The sequence below is a fragment of the Enterococcus sp. AZ141 genome (genome assembly GCF_051714385.1).
In the GTDB taxonomy this organism is placed as follows: domain Bacteria; phylum Bacillota; class Bacilli; order Lactobacillales; family Enterococcaceae; genus Enterococcus_D; species Enterococcus_D entomosocium.
The window spans coordinates 17265-34545 of sequence record NZ_JBIORT010000002.1 but is presented as its reverse complement, the minus strand read 5'-3'; the positions used below and the strand labels follow the sequence as shown (position 1 = coordinate 34545).

Annotated in this window: 15 protein-coding genes and 1 pseudogene; 2 read left to right on the top strand and 14 right to left on the bottom strand. The window is 32.8% G+C overall.

Features of this window, described 5'->3' with window-relative positions:
• Positions 1 to 920: 920 nt before the first annotated feature.
• Positions 921 to 1577, bottom strand: a complete 657-nt coding sequence (locus tag IGI89_RS16360; protein WP_160806150.1) for a hypothetical protein — start codon at positions 1575 to 1577, stop codon at positions 921 to 923.
• A gap of 364 nt (positions 1578 to 1941) precedes the next feature.
• Between IGI89_RS16360 and IGI89_RS16355 the strand changes: the two genes are divergently transcribed.
• Positions 1942 to 2556, top strand: a complete 615-nt coding sequence (locus tag IGI89_RS16355) for a recombinase family protein (protein WP_438735876.1) — start codon at positions 1942 to 1944, stop codon at positions 2554 to 2556.
• Between the two features lie 534 nt (positions 2557 to 3090).
• The gene (locus IGI89_RS16350) at positions 3091 to 3507 is read left to right on the top strand and encodes a toll/interleukin-1 receptor domain-containing protein (protein ID WP_311956200.1); all 417 of its coding nucleotides are present in this window, start codon (positions 3091 to 3093) and stop codon (positions 3505 to 3507) included.
• A 504-nt stretch (positions 3508 to 4011) separates the two neighbouring features.
• Here the strand turns inward: IGI89_RS16350 and IGI89_RS16345 are convergent.
• From IGI89_RS16345 to IGI89_RS16285, 13 genes and pseudogenes are all read right to left on the bottom strand, one after another.
• The gene (locus tag IGI89_RS16345) at positions 4012 to 4227 is read right to left on the bottom strand and encodes a hypothetical protein (protein WP_301390011.1); all 216 of its coding nucleotides are present in this window, start codon (positions 4225 to 4227) and stop codon (positions 4012 to 4014) included.
• Positions 4228 to 4293: 66 nt separating this feature from the next.
• Positions 4294 to 4494, bottom strand: a complete 201-nt coding sequence (locus tag IGI89_RS16340; RefSeq protein WP_042890051.1) for a cold-shock protein — start codon at positions 4492 to 4494, stop codon at positions 4294 to 4296.
• Between the two features lie 297 nt (positions 4495 to 4791).
• Positions 4792 to 5388, bottom strand: coding sequence for a PBECR4 domain-containing protein (locus tag IGI89_RS16335; RefSeq protein ID WP_438735875.1), 597 nt, complete (start codon positions 5386 to 5388; stop codon positions 4792 to 4794).
• Positions 5389 to 5686: 298 nt separating this feature from the next.
• Positions 5687 to 6387 (bottom strand): annotated as a pseudogene (locus IGI89_RS16330) (hypothetical protein).
• 48 nt (positions 6388 to 6435) lie between these two features.
• On the bottom strand, positions 6436 to 7035 hold the full coding sequence (locus IGI89_RS16325; protein WP_008382128.1) for a tyrosine-type recombinase/integrase: 600 nt from the start codon (positions 7033 to 7035) through the stop codon (positions 6436 to 6438).
• A gap of 637 nt (positions 7036 to 7672) precedes the next feature.
• Complete coding sequence (locus IGI89_RS16320; protein ID WP_438735874.1) at positions 7673 to 8518, bottom strand: alpha/beta fold hydrolase; 846 nt, start codon at positions 8516 to 8518, stop codon at positions 7673 to 7675.
• A gap of 16 nt (positions 8519 to 8534) precedes the next feature.
• Entirely contained in the window at positions 8535 to 9539 is a 1005-nt protein-coding gene (locus tag IGI89_RS16315) for an NADP-dependent oxidoreductase (protein WP_438735873.1), read from the bottom strand.
• 98 nt (positions 9540 to 9637) lie between these two features.
• Positions 9638 to 10666 (bottom strand): alkene reductase, encoded by a 1029-nt coding sequence (locus IGI89_RS16310; protein ID WP_438735872.1) that lies wholly within the window; start codon positions 10664 to 10666, stop codon positions 9638 to 9640.
• A gap of 14 nt (positions 10667 to 10680) precedes the next feature.
• Entirely contained in the window at positions 10681 to 11427 is a 747-nt protein-coding gene (locus IGI89_RS16305; RefSeq protein WP_438735870.1) for an SDR family NAD(P)-dependent oxidoreductase, read from the bottom strand.
• Between the two features lie 13 nt (positions 11428 to 11440).
• Entirely contained in the window at positions 11441 to 12013 is a 573-nt protein-coding gene (locus IGI89_RS16300) for a TetR/AcrR family transcriptional regulator (protein ID WP_438735869.1), read from the bottom strand.
• Positions 12014 to 12345: 332 nt separating this feature from the next.
• The gene (locus IGI89_RS16295; protein WP_438735868.1) at positions 12346 to 13716 is read right to left on the bottom strand and encodes a bacteriocin secretion accessory protein; all 1371 of its coding nucleotides are present in this window, start codon (positions 13714 to 13716) and stop codon (positions 12346 to 12348) included.
• Between the two features lie 10 nt (positions 13717 to 13726).
• On the bottom strand, positions 13727 to 15880 hold the full coding sequence (locus tag IGI89_RS16290; protein ID WP_438735867.1) for a peptide cleavage/export ABC transporter: 2154 nt from the start codon (positions 15878 to 15880) through the stop codon (positions 13727 to 13729).
• 80 nt (positions 15881 to 15960) lie between these two features.
• Entirely contained in the window at positions 15961 to 17241 is a 1281-nt protein-coding gene (locus IGI89_RS16285) for a hypothetical protein (protein ID WP_438735866.1), read from the bottom strand.
• Positions 17242 to 17281 lie beyond the last annotated feature (40 nt).

The window sequence follows — 17281 nt, the reverse complement described above, 5'->3', positions numbered from 1 at the left end:
AATTACTATGGACCCGTTAACCACATAACGGTTATCCAAAACGTGTCATCTGAACCACCTCAGAAAAACGACAACAATCTTAAACTTATACTTATAGCATTGTTTTTGCTATTCTTGGTGCTTTTAACTATTGTACTATACTGGTGTCATGCCAACGGGTTGTTAGACTTGACGGATTTCATAAACGCTGTCGTACCAATCATCTTGGAAAAACTGATACAACTAATCTTATAAATCATTGCCGTGATTTATAAGATACTTGACTGCCTAAAATACATTATAAAAGGAAGTGAAGCGGTACAGGTTCTCGTTTTTTTTAAATGTTCACATACATATAATATCAGCATCCAAACTGAAAGTCAACACTTGCACTTAAAAAAAACAAGGTATATTAAGGTTTTCATAACTATAATTTAAAAATTGTTAGAAATTGTCAGGTGATATTTTCATTATCCTTTATAAGATTAGAAAAATATTCCGTTTGTTGCTTAGTCTTTAAAGACCTGATTGCGTGATTCACCAATTTTTTTACAACCGCTTCTCCGTTTAAAGTAAGTAATCTCAATCGTTTACTCCTTTTTAATCCTCAATTCGATTACCTTCTTTATCGCTCAAATAGACCATATTCGTAAGTAAAATACAACCGGACATGGTAGTAAACAAAAAAAGCGGATCTTTTATAGATTCGCTCTTTTGTCATTGCTATTTTTTAATCAGTTAAATTTTTTAGTTGTTTTACTTTTTTTTACATAATCATATATAATTTTTACAATTAAAGAAATAATTAAGATTATATAAAAAATATTTCGATACAAACTTTGATCATATTTTAGAAATACTAAAGCTAAAATAAAAACAACGACTAAAATTATATGATAAATTTTAAATTTAGAAATTTTCATGTTAGCTCACCTTCTTTTTTATTGCCATTCAAATCCCCACGGTATTGAAGTCCCACTAAATGTCATGCCAGGTACGAATATGGTAGATACGTTAAATACAAAACCTCCAGGCACATTTGATAAAGCGACACCTCCTAAAGCAACTGCTAAACCAATTAGATTTGATTTAATGAAAACTCCTCCAATTGAAATTCCAGTAGAAAGATTATTTGCTGCGCTTTTTGAAATCCAGATTCTCGTGCCCCACCAGTAACCTTTAATTGCTGTTTTTCCTTGTTTATATGCTCTAAGATAGGCGTTATTACCAGTCTTTTCGATCGTTACAGTTTTTTCATTAACATCAATATACAATTTTTCAGTTTTTGAATCAACCTGTAAGCTTTCAACCATACTGTTTGCATCATTGATTTTTTCAACTAGTAATGCATATTCATTAGAAGAAAGTTCGGTAGACGCTGTTTCGGATATGCTATAAAAACCATCTTCGCTAAACAAAACATATTTGTCTAACTTGTTAATTTGGTCATTTGTTATTTCTTCATTTTGAACATTGGATGCTTCTGTTGCACTCACTTGGACGGGAGGGAATACGATAGTGAGCATCATCATACTGCAGAATAATGTAACTAAATATTTAAAGTTCTTTTCACGTAAAGCTTTCGAAAAATTGTTCATCTTTTACTCTCCTTTGAAATTAAGATCAATTAAGTTCAAACATAAAATCTGGGACATCAATCAACGAAATCCTTATATTATTAATTATACAACCTATCATCATTTAATTGCAATGGTCATTTTTTTAAAATAACTATTTAAAACTTTTATAATTCTCGCCGATTTTGTGGAACATCAAAAATACTTAATCCCACCGAAAAGGAGGGGCATGCTTTTTATAAGGTGTTTGGCTTTTATCATTCTAAATCAAATTGTATATTTAAAGCGTACCCTAAATAGACATGAATATAACATTGAAAAATATGGTTTTCCAATGTATGATTAGGGTGTGTTTTATATTGTTCGAGAAAGCAGGTAAAAAATATTGAAAATTGCATATATCCGAGTTTCATCGATCGATCAAAATGAACAACGTCAAATTGAAGAAATGAAAAAGTTTGGTGCTGAAAAAATTTTCATAGAGAAACAATCTGGAGCTACTATTAGTCATCGTCCAATTTTCCAGGAAGCTTTAGATTTTGTCAGAGAGCAAGATATTTTTATTGTAGAAGCCATCGATCGACTTGGACGCAATTATGACGAGATTATCGATTCAGTTAATTATCTAAAGAAGAAAAACGTGCGACTTATTATCACCAGTTTACCGATCATGGCTGAAGCAATCGGAAATCCTCTCTTGGATAAATTCATCAAAGATTTGATCATTCAAATCTTAGCCATGATTGCTGAACAAGAACGTACTGAATCAAAACGCCGACAGGCACAGGGAATTAGGATTGCAAAAGCGAATGGTGTTTACAAAGGAAGGCCCAAGCTATATAGCGCAGACGCAAAAGATCCTCAACGTCGCCTAGTTTATAAAAGCATCGTTAATGATCTTGAGAATGGAGTTGCTATCTCAAAGATTGCAAAAGACTATAATATTACGAGACAAACTGTATATCGAATAAAAGAAGACAGTATGATCATTATCGATTAGATGATCATGCTGTCTTTTTTATGTGCTCAATTTCAATGTCTTGAATAAAGTCAAACCAACTCAAGCCTAAGAACTTTGACAAAGTAATATACTCTGATGATTCCTAAAAAAGTAACTTTCTAACCTAATTAATTGAGGTACTAAAGAGCTATGAAATGTCCAGAAACAAGTAATTTTCTGACCACAATTGTAAGGTCAGCTTACTAATGGTAAAATAAATTGAAAGCGCTACACTAAAAGTAAATAGGAGGAAATTAATATATGGCACGATGCACTGCACCAAGTAGGGGCCACCGAACTGAGAGCGGAAGACAAGCATGCCCAGCATGTGGGGGAGGTTATCGAAGTTATAGCTCTTATAACTCATATCCTTCATATTACTCATCGACTCCCTCAACTACTAATCATACCAGTTCTAACCGAAGTAGAAGTAAACGGGTCAGTTGGGCTCCATCCAATTCTACTATTTTATATACAGCTGAAGAAGTTCGTACACTTACTCCGGTGCGAAAAAGAGTAGAGGAACGTTCCATATTGCCTGATCTAAGAGACGTATTTCTTTGTCACGCGTGGGATGATCGTAAAAACGCTGCTAAAGAATTACATGATCTCTTAGAAAAAAAAGGCGTGTCTGTTTGGTTTAGTGAAAAAGATGTTCTCTTAGGTTCATCTTTACTTCGCGAAATTGATAAAGGTCTGGTAAAATCTAGGGTCGGAATAGTCCTAGTCACTCCTTCATTTCTTAAACGTATTACTGGAGAAGGCGTTGCAGATAAGGAATTATCAGCATTATTAGCTAGAGACTTGTTAGTACCAATAGTACACGAAACAACTTATGAAGATTTACGCGAAGTGAGTCCCTTGCTCGGTTCCAGAAGTGGCCTTAATACTACTGAAGAATCTATGGAAAAAATCGCAGAAAAATTATCAGAGCTAGTAAATCTGGAATAAAGAAATAGATTCTGATTAAGTCCCCGAAAAATGAATAGAGAAAGGAGCAGCGACATTTATGTTTCTGCTCCTTTGGTAATTTACGCGTTATTAGGTTAAATAATACGTATGATAAAAAGCCATTTGGTTAACATAAATTTATTTAAAACATTAAAAGCCCTGATAAGTAGCTGTTTAAAATCATCAACTTTGCATAATATATCTTATGTAAACTAAAAAAGAGAACTAAAATCACTGGTTCACATTAAATATGTATACCCAAAATGATCATAGCTGCCCTCTTTTTGAGTCGTGAATTTAATAAAAAATCCAACTCAATATTGCTAATGACTCTTTATGACAGAGTCTGAAATACTTCCCCAAGCATTCATCTTAAAATCTCTTCAGATAGTATTACATGTTAATTAACACCTTATGCTATAAAATGGATTTAAGCAAGTGATATACTTTATAAAACATCACTATTATAGCGTGCCCAAGACATGACAGATCCATAGGTCTGATTTAGATACTTAGCATTTCTTTATAATTTATAACTGTTTTTTCTGAGGTGTCGGTTACTGCTGCAGTCGATAAGGTAACAACAGCCGAATTACCTAACAGCTTTATGATTATTCCAACTACTTGTTTTTTCCTATATCTAAACAAGACGTGTTGGTCTTTATGAAATGCTTGTCCTTCTACTGAAGGTTCTTGTGGTTTCCATTGTGAAAAGCTCATAATTTTTCCTCCTTTAAAGTATGAAAAACCCGTCTCAAACTTGTTGAGACGGGTTAAAAGACACTTTTATGCTTTGTAAATATTAACGGCTTGCATACCACGTTGACCTTCTTCAGTATCGAAAGTAACTGCTTGACCTTCATCTAAAGATTTAAATCCATCCGCTTGAATTGCTGAAAAATGAGCAAATACATCTTGACCATCTTCTCCTGTAATGAACCCAAAACCTTTATCTGAATTAAACCATTTTACTGTACCTTTATTCATATTGTTTCCTCCTTGTGCATCTCTAGTATGCGTTTTGTTGCAATAAATATTTGATTAGCAAAAGGAGAGTATAAATTTAAGTATAGCACTCTTAATACGATTCAAAATATATCACTACAATTAGTATAACACATCATTACCCGAGAATGTAATTTTGGAGAAATAAGTTATTTTTCTAAAGTAAAACTTAATGATACGAGTTTTTTTACTAAGTTATCTAGTAATATTTATATATAGACGTTAAAAGGCCTTCCCTATAGCAACATAATTATATATTATGTAAGGAATTGAGTACCGTCACTCTTTGTATGCAGGATTTTTGTACCAGACATCTTCTTCTCCTGAAAGTTTGTGTATTGCTTTTGCTTGAAGCAATATATACTTGATCTGCCCTAATCCATAGTCTATATTTTTCTTGAAATTTGAAACACACACATAATTAGTAGGCATTGTTCTATATTCTTCCAAAAATAGATATCCTAAATCAGTTGTATTATAGGTAAACTCAAGAAGATATGTCCATCGGATTTTACTATTTGGAATCATTACTTTTCTAAATTTAAAAACACTATTTATATTGAAAAATAGTTCTTTTAGGGATAAGAGTATTAATATTCTGTCTTCTATTACAGGATAAAAAGAGGATGCTTCTAAATCACTTAAGCATATTTCTCTTTTAAGTATTTTCGAGAAAACTATGCTCGCATTTTGCTTATAGACTTGTACTATGTCAGTTAATTTGTGTAGCCCAGCCAGATGATGAAAATCACTATCTTCAAAAACAATTGTGAATACTTCCGCATGACCTTTTCTTCCTATTATAATCTCAATTTTATAGGATTTAATTTCTTCAAAAATTTTGGCTGCTTGATATAATATGTCATTATTTTCCATTGTTATTTCCTTACAAAAAAAGAGATTTCTTTACGAAATCTCTAAAAGTTAAATTATGAGTGTTTTAATTGCTGGTTTGAGGTGTACACACACAACCCTATTAAAGCTCAAACCATCAGTGCATTCCAGCGCACCGAAGATTATCACAGCTATAGTAGATACTCAAGTTATCTACACTATTATATTCTCATCTTTGTACTATTTTGTCAAATATTTCTCATGAATCTTCACTAATTATTAGCTTTAAAAAGGAATAGCCATTTAATTTGAGAAAAACAGCTACTTCTCAAATTATTTACTAATAATTAATACCAAAGATACAGTGTTCATACATAAACGATAACATTTCCAACTCATCAATAACTTGACTACTATTATAGTATCTGGATAAGAGCTTATTAAACTTTTCGAAAACAGATTCAGGTATCGACAGTAATCCAATACCCTTTCTTAACATGATCTTATTAGCAGTTAACAACGCTGTTCTCTTATTCCCATTACAAAATATTTGATATTTTGTAATAAATAAAAACAGATACAACGCTTTTTCAGTTTCCGATATACTTTGATCCATTAATCCCTGGTATCGATCCCCTACCTCAGCTTCAGTTAACATTGGTGGAATAGATCTTCCTTGAATAGTCGATGCTGCGATCCCACCTGTTCGTATTTCACCAGAAAAAAGAGCGTCTTCTGCTGCAACTACCCGATTAATCCGCTTACTTGTCTCTATTAAGGGCTCCTGTACGTCGTTTAAAAGCATTTCAAAGCCTCTTTTTAAGTTAACGACGGTCAGGACATCATCTACCGCCACGTTATTGGCCCGATTATACTTAATAATCTCTTCTGTTTGTAACAACGTTGTGTTTAACCCTTCAAATTTCCCCGCATTATAGCATTATACACCAGTTCCACAATGTTTTTCTTCAATAAATACACCGATTCTTTGCGAGATAAGTGGTATTTATCAGGAAATTTAGGACGCTTTTCTTCGCTCATATTCTCACCTCTTGAATTTTTCCTTCTATTATATAGTGCGTTATTCTGTCATAGATCCAAACTCTTTACAGCGGTGTCCTTGTCTTCCTGGGTGATCCCAATATAGCGTAAAGTCTCCCGTTGCGAAGAATGGTTGAGCAGCGACTGAATAATCTCTGTTTTGGTCCCTTGCTTATATAAAAAATAGCCGAAAGTCTTGCGCATCGAATGGGGACCAATTTCTTTCAACCCAACCGCCGTTCCTGCTTCATGAATGATTCGCCAAAGGCTTTGTCGGGTCAACGGCGTGTCTGCTCCTTTTCGACTTGGAAACAAATAATTGCTGAAGTCCTGTACTTGCAGTTGCTCAGGAAATTCGGATTGAACATAATCGAGAATCACTTTTCGTAATTTGTTCGAAATGAAGACCGAATTGTGTTTGGCCGTTTTTTGTTCCTTCATGGCCAGACGTTCTTTGACAATCACCCGTCCACGGGAAATTTCTAACACGTCACTTAATTTCAACTGTCTCAAATCGGAGATTCGATAGGCCGTATTGATCCCGATCGAAAAAAGTACCAAATTTCGTTGCCCATATTTTCCGGAAGCCAAAATAGCCTTCATGGCATCGATCTTTTTTTTGTCGCGAATCGGTTCCACGCTCTTCATTTTTAGTCACCTCTCAAATGTTACTTAATATGATTATAACAGATAATAAGTCACATTTAAACAAGCTATAGAAAAGAGACGCTAAAAGAAAAGTGATTTTCTCTTAGAGCCTCTAAGGATGGAGCGATTTTAACGAATGTGACAGAATCCGATTGTGTCACTTTCAATTTATAATGAACCAAGTGTTTATTTTTAAACAATAGATGATAACTATTAAACATAAGGATTTGAAATTAATTTTAAATTATTTTTAGAATGGGATGAATGCGTATTTTTGATGAGCCATATTGTGCTTGCTAATGGATACTCGCAAATATTCAACAAACAAAAATTTGTCAGCAATATAATCATCTTCGAATATAATATCCCCCTCAAAAGATACGTTCTAAAAAAAAGAATGCTTCTGATTTTCCAATGGCCATTGAGCACTTTTTTCAAAATAATCCATCATGAATTTTTATGATTCGAGAAATATTTTTGCACAATCTATCTGGTCACTATTAAAGATTTATAAATTTGATAAATCAGAAGGGACAACAGAGTATACCCTGTTGACCCTCTAGCTCAAAGTATTAAAAAAAAGAACAAGATTTATGACTTAAAAAAATTTTTTTCAAACATATTGCATTGGATTTTTTTATTTTGCATAAATAAATTCTGAAACTATTTGGGAAAAATCTATTGGAAATTGGAATAGAGATCCATGGCCTGCATCAGGATAGATTTTTAATGTCGATTTTGGAATTCTTTTAGCTAGATCGTATGAATTTACTGTAGGCACCATACGATCATGATCACCATTCACAATCAATGTCTGTTGACTGATTGTGGACAAATCTGCTGATTTTTCTTTTCCCCAGCGATTGATTGCGGTTAGCTGATTCTGATAGCTCGAAAAACGAATGTTTTTATCTTTAGCTTGCGAACGAGTATTGATTCGTTCTAAAAACTCTGCAGCTTTTATTCTTCCATTCTCTGTTTCAGTAAAGAACAAGTACGTTTTTATGTCTTTTCTAGTTAAAATAGATCGCAAAAATTCCTTGTTGGTTACTTTAGTAACCTCAGAAATCCCTTCCCCTCCTCGAGGACCGGTTCCGACCAAGATTAACTTTCTTACAAGAAGGGGTTCTTTTGCAACTAACTCTTGAGCTATCATCCCCCCCATGGATAGACCAAGTAGATCAACTTGTTCAATATTTAGACCATGTATAAACTCTAATGCACCATCAGCCATTTCTTTAATTGTTTTAGGCACTTTTCCATCAGAAAGACCTACACCTATGTTGTCAAACACAATTACCCAATGATTTTCTGCCAAAGTATTTATTACTAGTGGATCCCAGTTATCTAAAGTTGCAGACAGATGGGTTAATAAAACTAGAGGAATTCCTTCCTTTTCCCCCATTTCTCGATAAGCAAATTTATTTTTCTTTCCTTTTAAAAATAAATTAGGTGCAGTTAAATAGTCTGTTTGTATTGTCATCTTCTCTCCCCTTCCCTTAATCGAATTTAATAACCACTTTTCCTTGTAACCGCCCGTTTTTTACCAGTGAAATTGCCTCATTCACCTGTTCTAATGTGAAAGTATTAGGATCGATGGCTGGTATAATATTTTCTTTTTCTACAATTTCTGTTATCTTGTGTAATTGTTCTCCATTTGATTTTACAAAAATAAATCGATAATCTACATTATGTTTTTTTGCTTGACTATCCAGTTTTCTACCAGCTAATCCAAACAGCCACTGTTTCCATTTAGGTAAATGTTGTTCAATCGCAAATTGCTTATTAGGTCCAGCTATAAGGCTAAGTAGCTTCCCTCCTGGCTTTATAATGGTCAATTCTTTTTCGATTTCAGCTCCGCCTAATGTATCTACTACATAATCAACCTTATCCAATACTTCCCAGTAATTTTCTTTCTTGTAATCTAAGTATTGATCTGCTCCAGCTTTCAATATACGATTTTTAGAAGCAGAATTTCCTGACACTATCACATTTAAACCAAGGTACTTGGCAATTGGCACTGCCATTTGTCCAAAACTCCCAGAACCTCCTGGAATGAATACTGATTGCCCGGATTCTACTTTTAGAATATCTGTAAATGCTTGATAAGCTGTCAAACCTGTCAAAGGAATGGCCGCCGCAGAGGTATAATCTAAGTTTTTAGGCAAAAACCATACCGCATCTTGATTTACTGCTACAAATTCTGCAAAAGCGCCAATTTTTTCAATTGGTAATCTAGTATAAACAGAATCGCCCTTTTTAAAATTCTTTACGTTACTACCTACTTCTGTGATTACACCGGATAACTCATTACCTAAAGTGAATGGCTTTTGGTAATCTTGGATCAGTTTTACACTGCCTGTTATATTTAATATCTCTAATGGATTTACCGCCACTACTTTAACTTTAATAAGTACTTCATCTTCTTGTATTATAGGCTTTGGTACTTCGTTGACTAAAACATTTATATCTTTAGAGTATTTATTTATCTGTGCTGCTTTCATAGCAATATCACTCCTTAATAAATAAGCCATCAACAACTCTGTATTGATGACCCAAAATCCATTTATGGATTAACTGTGGGATAATCAGTATAACCAATTTATTCTTGATTTACGTAAAACGTGTCAGGAACAGGTGGATTAAGAGGTGCACCATTTCTTAATCTATCTACTAGGTCTGGATTAGCCAGCGACCAAACACCTACAGAAACAAGATCTGTTAAATTATTGTCTAAATCAACTGTAAGATTTTCTATTGGTCTTCCGGAACGATTGACCATCAATCGTGTATGCCACAAATTTCTAACATCTTCCAATAGAGATTCATTACCTACATGCATCAAGTGTAGGTATGCAAGGTCATATTCAGTTAATTCAGCCACTAAGTATCGATACAGATCCTCGCCATATTCTCCTTCATCAACGTTCCCTAAGTGATTCATTGGAGATAACCGAATACCTACTTTTGAAGCGCCAATTTCTTCCACTACTGCTCGTGTTACCTCCAAAGCAAATCTAGCACGATTCTCAATAGATCCGCCAAAATTATCCTTACGAATATTTGAATTTTCCCCTAAAAACTGATGAATCAAATACCCATTTGCGCCATGGATCTCAACACCGTCTGCACCAGATTTAATTGCTAGTGCTGCAGCGCTTCGATATTGATCGACAATGGTAGGAATATCTTCTGTTTTTATTTCAGTAGGCACTGGAATTTCTTTCATACCACCTAAAGTGAACATTTTTTCCCCAGGAGCAATTGCGGATGGTGCAATCGCTTGTTTATGAGTACTTAGATTATCTGGATGAGACATTCTACCTACATGCATTAGTTGAACAAAAATTTTCCCATCTTTTTCGTGTACATGATCAATAATCTTCTTCCAAGCCATTGCCTGCTCACTCGTATAAATGCCAGGAGTGTTCAAATATCCTTGACCTAGTTCAGATGGTTGAACTCCTTCAGTGATAATCAAACCCATGGAAGCGCGCTGTCCGTAATATTTTGCCGCAAACTTTCCTGGAAGACCATCGGCAGTTGCTCTACTTCGCGTCATAGGTGCCATTACCAATCGATTTTTTAAGGTGATATCACCTAATGTAATTTCTTCAAATAATTTATCCATTTCGCTTCTCCTTTTTATAATCCTTGTAAAACAGGATAAATCCCATCATTTAGAACGAAATCATAGTTTTCATTTACAATTCCTACAGTGTTATTACTCTCGTAAAGCTCAATCAAAAACTGGGCCATTTCTTTTGCCGTGTGATATTTTTTAACTCCAGTACTGTAATCAAAATTCTCAACATTGTTGGCTTTATCAATAAACTCGGTTTCAGTAATAGCTGGAGCCAATACTTTGGCTTTTAGAGCATGACCAGATAATTCCTTTGCTAGTCCTTCTGTGTAGGCACTAACATAATACTTTGTCGCAGAATAAACTATATTCCCAACGGCAAGCATGTAGCCCATAGCAGAAGAAACGTTAATCAATTGTGCTTGTTCTGCGTCAGCATAGTCTTGTGCATAAAGCGTAGATAAGATAGTTACTGCATCAATGTTTACTCGAAGCATATTTTCAATTTTCTGAAGATCCTCGTTGATAATTAAATCTGAATCACCCAATCCTGCATTGTTTATCCAAGTTTCAATATCATAAGATTTTAAATCTGCGTATAAACTATAGACTTGATCGCGATTTGATAGATCATAACCTTTCAAAATAACTTCAAGTGATTGATTGATTGAATGGATTTGTTTTTTTAATTCCTCTAACTTATCCAATCTTCGAGCCACTAATATCAAGTTTTTTCCTTTTGTTGCAAACGCTAATGCTGTTTCATACCCAATTCCAGAACTTGCTCCTGTAATAACTGTAAATTTCATAATGATATCTCCTTTAATTTATATTTTTTAAAGTTTGGTCAATGATCATATTCAATTTTTCACTGTCGTTGGTTGTTTTTGATAATACTCGTATACCGATTAAAGCGTTGTGCAGAAAATAGGACAAAGCTTCTATATCAGTTGATATAGCTATCTCGTTTTGTTTCTGTGCCATAAGCAATATATTAAAAATCAATTCCTCTTCACGATTAAAAAAATCTTGTATTTCTTTTTCAACAACTGTGTCTATGTTAGAAAGTTCTGCAGCCGTATTCACAATTAAACAACCTGAACGATTCTCTTTATCGCTAATGATTACCGAAAACATTGCTTTTAATTTCTCATGCACACTCATACTTTCAAGAATACTCATTTGAATTTTTTGAATTATTAACTCCTCATACAGTTTGAGTGAAAGTATAAATAAGTGATGCTTATCGCCGAATGTGTCATATATGCTTCTTCTGTGAATTCCCATAGCGTCAACAAGATTTTGCATTGATGTGTGCTCGTATCCGTTTTCCCAAAAGACATTCATTGCTTTTTCTAACACAATATGTGTATCAAATTCTTTTTGTCTAGCCACAAAGTATCTCCTTTCGTCATATTCTATTTAATAGAACAATCATTCTAATAAACGCTAAATTTTTTTAATTTTAATTACTAACCATGCTTACTAAACACTTCAAACAATTATTTAGAATGACCATTCTAGAATAATCGATTGAGTATTGATTGTAAAGTAAATAGCTCAAATTACACTTCATAAACTATTATTTAACTGAACATAATTAATTGAGCCATTACATAATCGATTGAATGTAGACTAAATAAGGGGTCAAAAACTTTTAAGTTTCTGACCCTTTTGATTATTATCCAAAAATTTTCATGCTGTCTTATCACTAAATTTTCTACAAACTAATTGTTAGAAAATAAAAAATCGATTATCTGATCCCAATAACTTTTTTTCCCAACTATAAATGAGACATCACCAGTTAATCCATAGCGTAAGAATTCTTGTTTGTTGACAGGAATTTTCACTTGACCTTTAACAGCAAAAAAATTACCTACTTCAGTAACTGAACTTGTTGTTGAGATATCTGTTACTTTTCCTTTTAAAACATACTTACTTCCATCATTACTATCTAATCTCATTGATATTGGCATACCAACGTTTATTGCGGTCATTTTTTCTGAAGTTACCTGAGCTTCTACTACCATCGTATTCTGATTATCATTCTTATAAATCTCCGCTACCACGCTTCCTTTAGCAATATCTTTTGTATTCTCATAAGATTCTTTTAAGTGAATAGTTCCTTGATCAGGAGCTAAGATACGTTGACTTGTTAGCTCTCTTTCAATACTTTTTAAGGTAATTGCTTTCTCCTTTTTTTCAATCGACATTTCATTGGAGTGATTTTTTGCATCGGCTATTTTTTGCTCCCTTAATTGATTAATAACAGCTATCTGACTATTTACTTCTGATGTAGGATCTACAGGTATCTCAATTGCTTCTTTTTGTAATGATAATTGATCAATAATTTGATCTAGTTGCATAATAGTTTGATCTATTTCTGACAAGACATCTGATTTTATGCGGTCTTTCTCAGTTTCTTGCACCTGATCTATTTGTTTCTTCCATGATGTGTATTTTGACATGTACTCATCACTGTAACCTGAAATCATCTGTTGTTTACTCCAAGAAATCCTTATTTCCTTCATTTCATTAATTCTATTTTGGTTTTTTTGTATCTGATTATTTAGTTCATAGATATTTTTTTCTGCAATCTGACTAGTATTTTGATAATTACTTTCAAGTTGTTGTACAGTTTGTAATACTTGTTCTTTTTCATTGAGAAAAGATTCAACCTGATTCGAATATCCATAAGAATCTTCCTCTGTAAATAGATTCTCTTCTTTTTGCAAACTTTTTATAAGAAGATCTGTTTTTTCTATTTTTTCATCAAGTATTTTTATTTCACTATCCAGTTGATTCTTTTGTTCTACTAGATCATCCATTTCAAACACTATCAAAATATCACCTTTATTTACCTTTAAATTCTCTTTTAAATTATTTTCTTTGATAGATGCTTCAACAGGAATTTGAATTGGAATTATAGTTTCAGCGCTTAGCATTCCATTACCATGAACTACTTGTTCGGAAGAACCAAAAAAAAGAAATAAAAGTACTCCCAAGAAAAAAATAGACAGTGGGTATAGTATCCATCGATAGTAATGAGAATACTGTTGCAAGTAAATTGTTGAAGTGTTTTTCCACTCATTATTCATTTCTCCACCTCTAGTTATCTATTTCCCACAATTTTCTATACATCCCATTTTGTTCCAATAGTTCAGCGTGCGATCCTTGTTCCACCAGTTCACCTTGATCTAGCACTAACACTTTATCACTTGCCTTAGCTATAGATAAATGATGTGCAATAAAAAGTATAGTTTTATTGGATAGCTGCATTAAATTTCTCAACACGTTATACTCTGATATGGGATCTAGGCTACTGGTGGCTTCGTCCAAAATCAAGATGTCAGCATCTTTTAATAAAGCTCTTGCTATCGCCAAACGTTGTTTTTGCCCTCCTGATAAATTAGTTGCTCCTTCTTCCACTATCATATCAAAGCGTAGATCTTGTAGATTCACAAAATCTAATATTTGTACATCTTCACAGACTTCTACTATTCTTTCGAAAGTAACTTCTTTATTAGAGCTGAACAATAAATTTTCTAGTATGGTTCCATGAAAAAAGAAAGATTCTTGCGGAACATAAGTCACATGATTTCTTAGAATCTCATGATCAATATCCAATACATTTATTTTTTTATATAGTAATTCTCCATCCATTGGTGCATAGAAATTAACCATTAACTTAGCTAATGTCGACTTTCCAGATCCACTAACACCGACAATTGATACTTTTTCTCCTGCGTTTATAACTGTTGATATATTTTTTAAAACTGGTTCTTTTAACCCGTAGGAAAAAGATACATTTTTTATAGTGATCCCACTTTTGAATATTGAACTATCAATATTTTTAATGTTACTATTCTCTTGTTTTTCTGTCTTAATAGCAAATATGTCATTGATTCTACGATTAGCAACTTGAGCAGCTTGCATTTTTGTTTGTAAGTTAATGATACTTTGTAATGGCTCAGTAAAAAATATAAGCAAAGAATTAAAGGTAATTAATTGTCCTAAAGTTATCGATCCATTCATAACATAATACGAACCAAGCCAAAGTACGAGGATTGTACTTATTAATTGGATTAAATGCTTAAAACTTTGCTGTAAATTATCCAAATTGGTAAATTTAAAAGATGTCTTCATCCACTTAGTAAATTGCTGATCCACTTTGTCATATACCTTTTGTTCTCCATTATATGCTTTAATTGTTTCGATACCTTTTAAACTTTCAATTATACTTGCATTGACTGTCGCGCCTGCAGACATTTCATCTTCATTCAATTGATCAAATATTTTAACAAATGACAGAATTGCTACTCCATAAAAAGGTATACTTCCTAGTGCAATAAAAAATAAACCTTTATTTTGAATAAACAAAGTTATCCCAATTGTTATGACTATTCCAACATCTAAAAAGATAGATAGTGTAGCGCTGGCTAAAGCATCAATTATTTTATTAGCATCAAGAAATCGAGAGATAATTTCTCCTGATTTTCTAGTGGAGAAAAAAGATAGAGGTAAATTAAGTACATGTTTAAAATAGCTTAACATGATTGAGATACTCATTCTTTGCCCTAATATAGTTAGCAAATATCCACGAATATACTCCAAAATAACTTGGAACACATAAATAAAAATAAGCCCCAAAGAAATAATGTTAAATGTGGACGCTATATTATTTGGAATGAAGTAGTCAATTATTCCTTGAAAATAATATGAACTAAAAAGACCAAATAAAGTAATAAAGAATGAAGCTATCACAACATTAAATATTAATCCTTTTTCATTCAAAAGGATTGGTAAATAAGTACTAATACCGTTAACTTTCTCGACGGAGGGACGGTACTTTTTATTTGGAGCCATCAATAATAATGCTCCAGTCCACTGTTCCCCAAACTCTTCAACTGTTTTTTTTACCATCCCTTTATCAGGATCGGCAATGTACAATATTTCTCCCTGGACTTTATAAACGACTACATAATGAAAATACTCATTATTAATTAAAACGTGAGCAATCAAGGGCAGCACTAGTTCTTTTTCGTCCCATACTCTAGAATTTGTTCTGATAGCTTGACAATCAAAATTAAATTTTTCAATACATTTTTTCAAACCATAAACTGACGTTCCTTCGTTATCTGTCCCTGAGTAAGTTCTTAATACATCTGTAGGCACTTCTGTCTTATAATAGTTTAAAACCATGGAAATGCAAGCCACTCCACAGTCTTTTTCATCTTGTTGTTTTATTAATTTAAATTTCACGTTCCTCTTCCTAACATTTTGACTATATCAACTTAGAATATTTAAGAATTACACAGCACAAACAATAAATATTAATGCTTTTATTTCTCTTTTAAGTACTTATTATAAAAGTCAATTTCTGGTTGAATCAAATTATGTTTTCCTACTTTAACGTTTACATCCTTTAGTAGTTCCATAGCATAGTCATAATATTCTGCTTTAGTAAGTATTTTTATCATTACGTCTGGCAATAGCTCTAATGCATTGTATGCAAGCCATTCTTCTTTGCCATTCCTAACATCCTTTAGTTTATCTGTTTCATCTCTAAAATCTTCAATCATATATAAGAGATCTTTTTCTATGATGTTAAGCCTATTTACGTACTTTAAATAGATAAAGTCAGGATTTTCGGGATACATAGTAATAGCTTTATCAGCTAATTCAATAGCTTCATTTAATCGGTATTCACTCATCAAATATTTTATGTAACTTATTAATAAGCGCTCATTGAAGGCCGATTCTATTTTTCGATTTAAAATCTCATGTGCATAGTACTCTAATTTTTGAGCGTACCAATTTTTTTCCTCTTTGATTACACGATCAAAAGGCAACAAAGCATACCATTGCATATTATTTTCCTCAATAAGAATATTCTTCCTGAGAAGATTATAATAACGTTTTTCCTTATCAAATTTTACTAACTCGTCAGGAAGTGTTCCGTGATTTATGACAGTTATAGTTGTTGGGATATACGTTATGTCCTTCTTGGAACGTAATTCTTCGTGGACAAATCCAAAAAAACTAGCAGTATCACTTTTTTTGTACAATCTTGTGGGCCAGTTAACCTCATTATCTTCATTAAATACTTGTCTAAACCTTATGGCTATATCATCTGTTTTTATAAGAGTAGACAATACCGCCAATTCAAAAATTAAAAATTCAGGAGACTTTATACTGGAAGATAAGAGTTCTTCATCAGAATCAATAATGAATAACCATCCCTCCGGTGTATTTTCGTCTACATAATTTCTCATATAAGCATAATTTTCCTCCCATGCTACTTCATTTAAAATTACAGAATCATAATTAGCATTACGAACAGTATCAATCGTCTTATCAGTCGAACCTGTATCAAAAACATAAACTTCATCGCAAAAATCGATAATACTTTCAATTGCCTTATTAATCCTAGACTCTTGATTTTTAACTAGAATGGCACCGTTAATTTTAATATTCGTAGTCTCTTTTAGAATCTCACTTTGAACTTGCGGGTTCAAAAGTTCAGATTTTATTTTTTTACGGTCGATTCCTATTTCTGATAACTTGATATTATCAAGTAAGCACTCTATATTCTCATTACTAAACATATCTACTTTTTCCATCTTTTTCCTCCAATAGAATTTTAAAAATTAAAAAAGACTA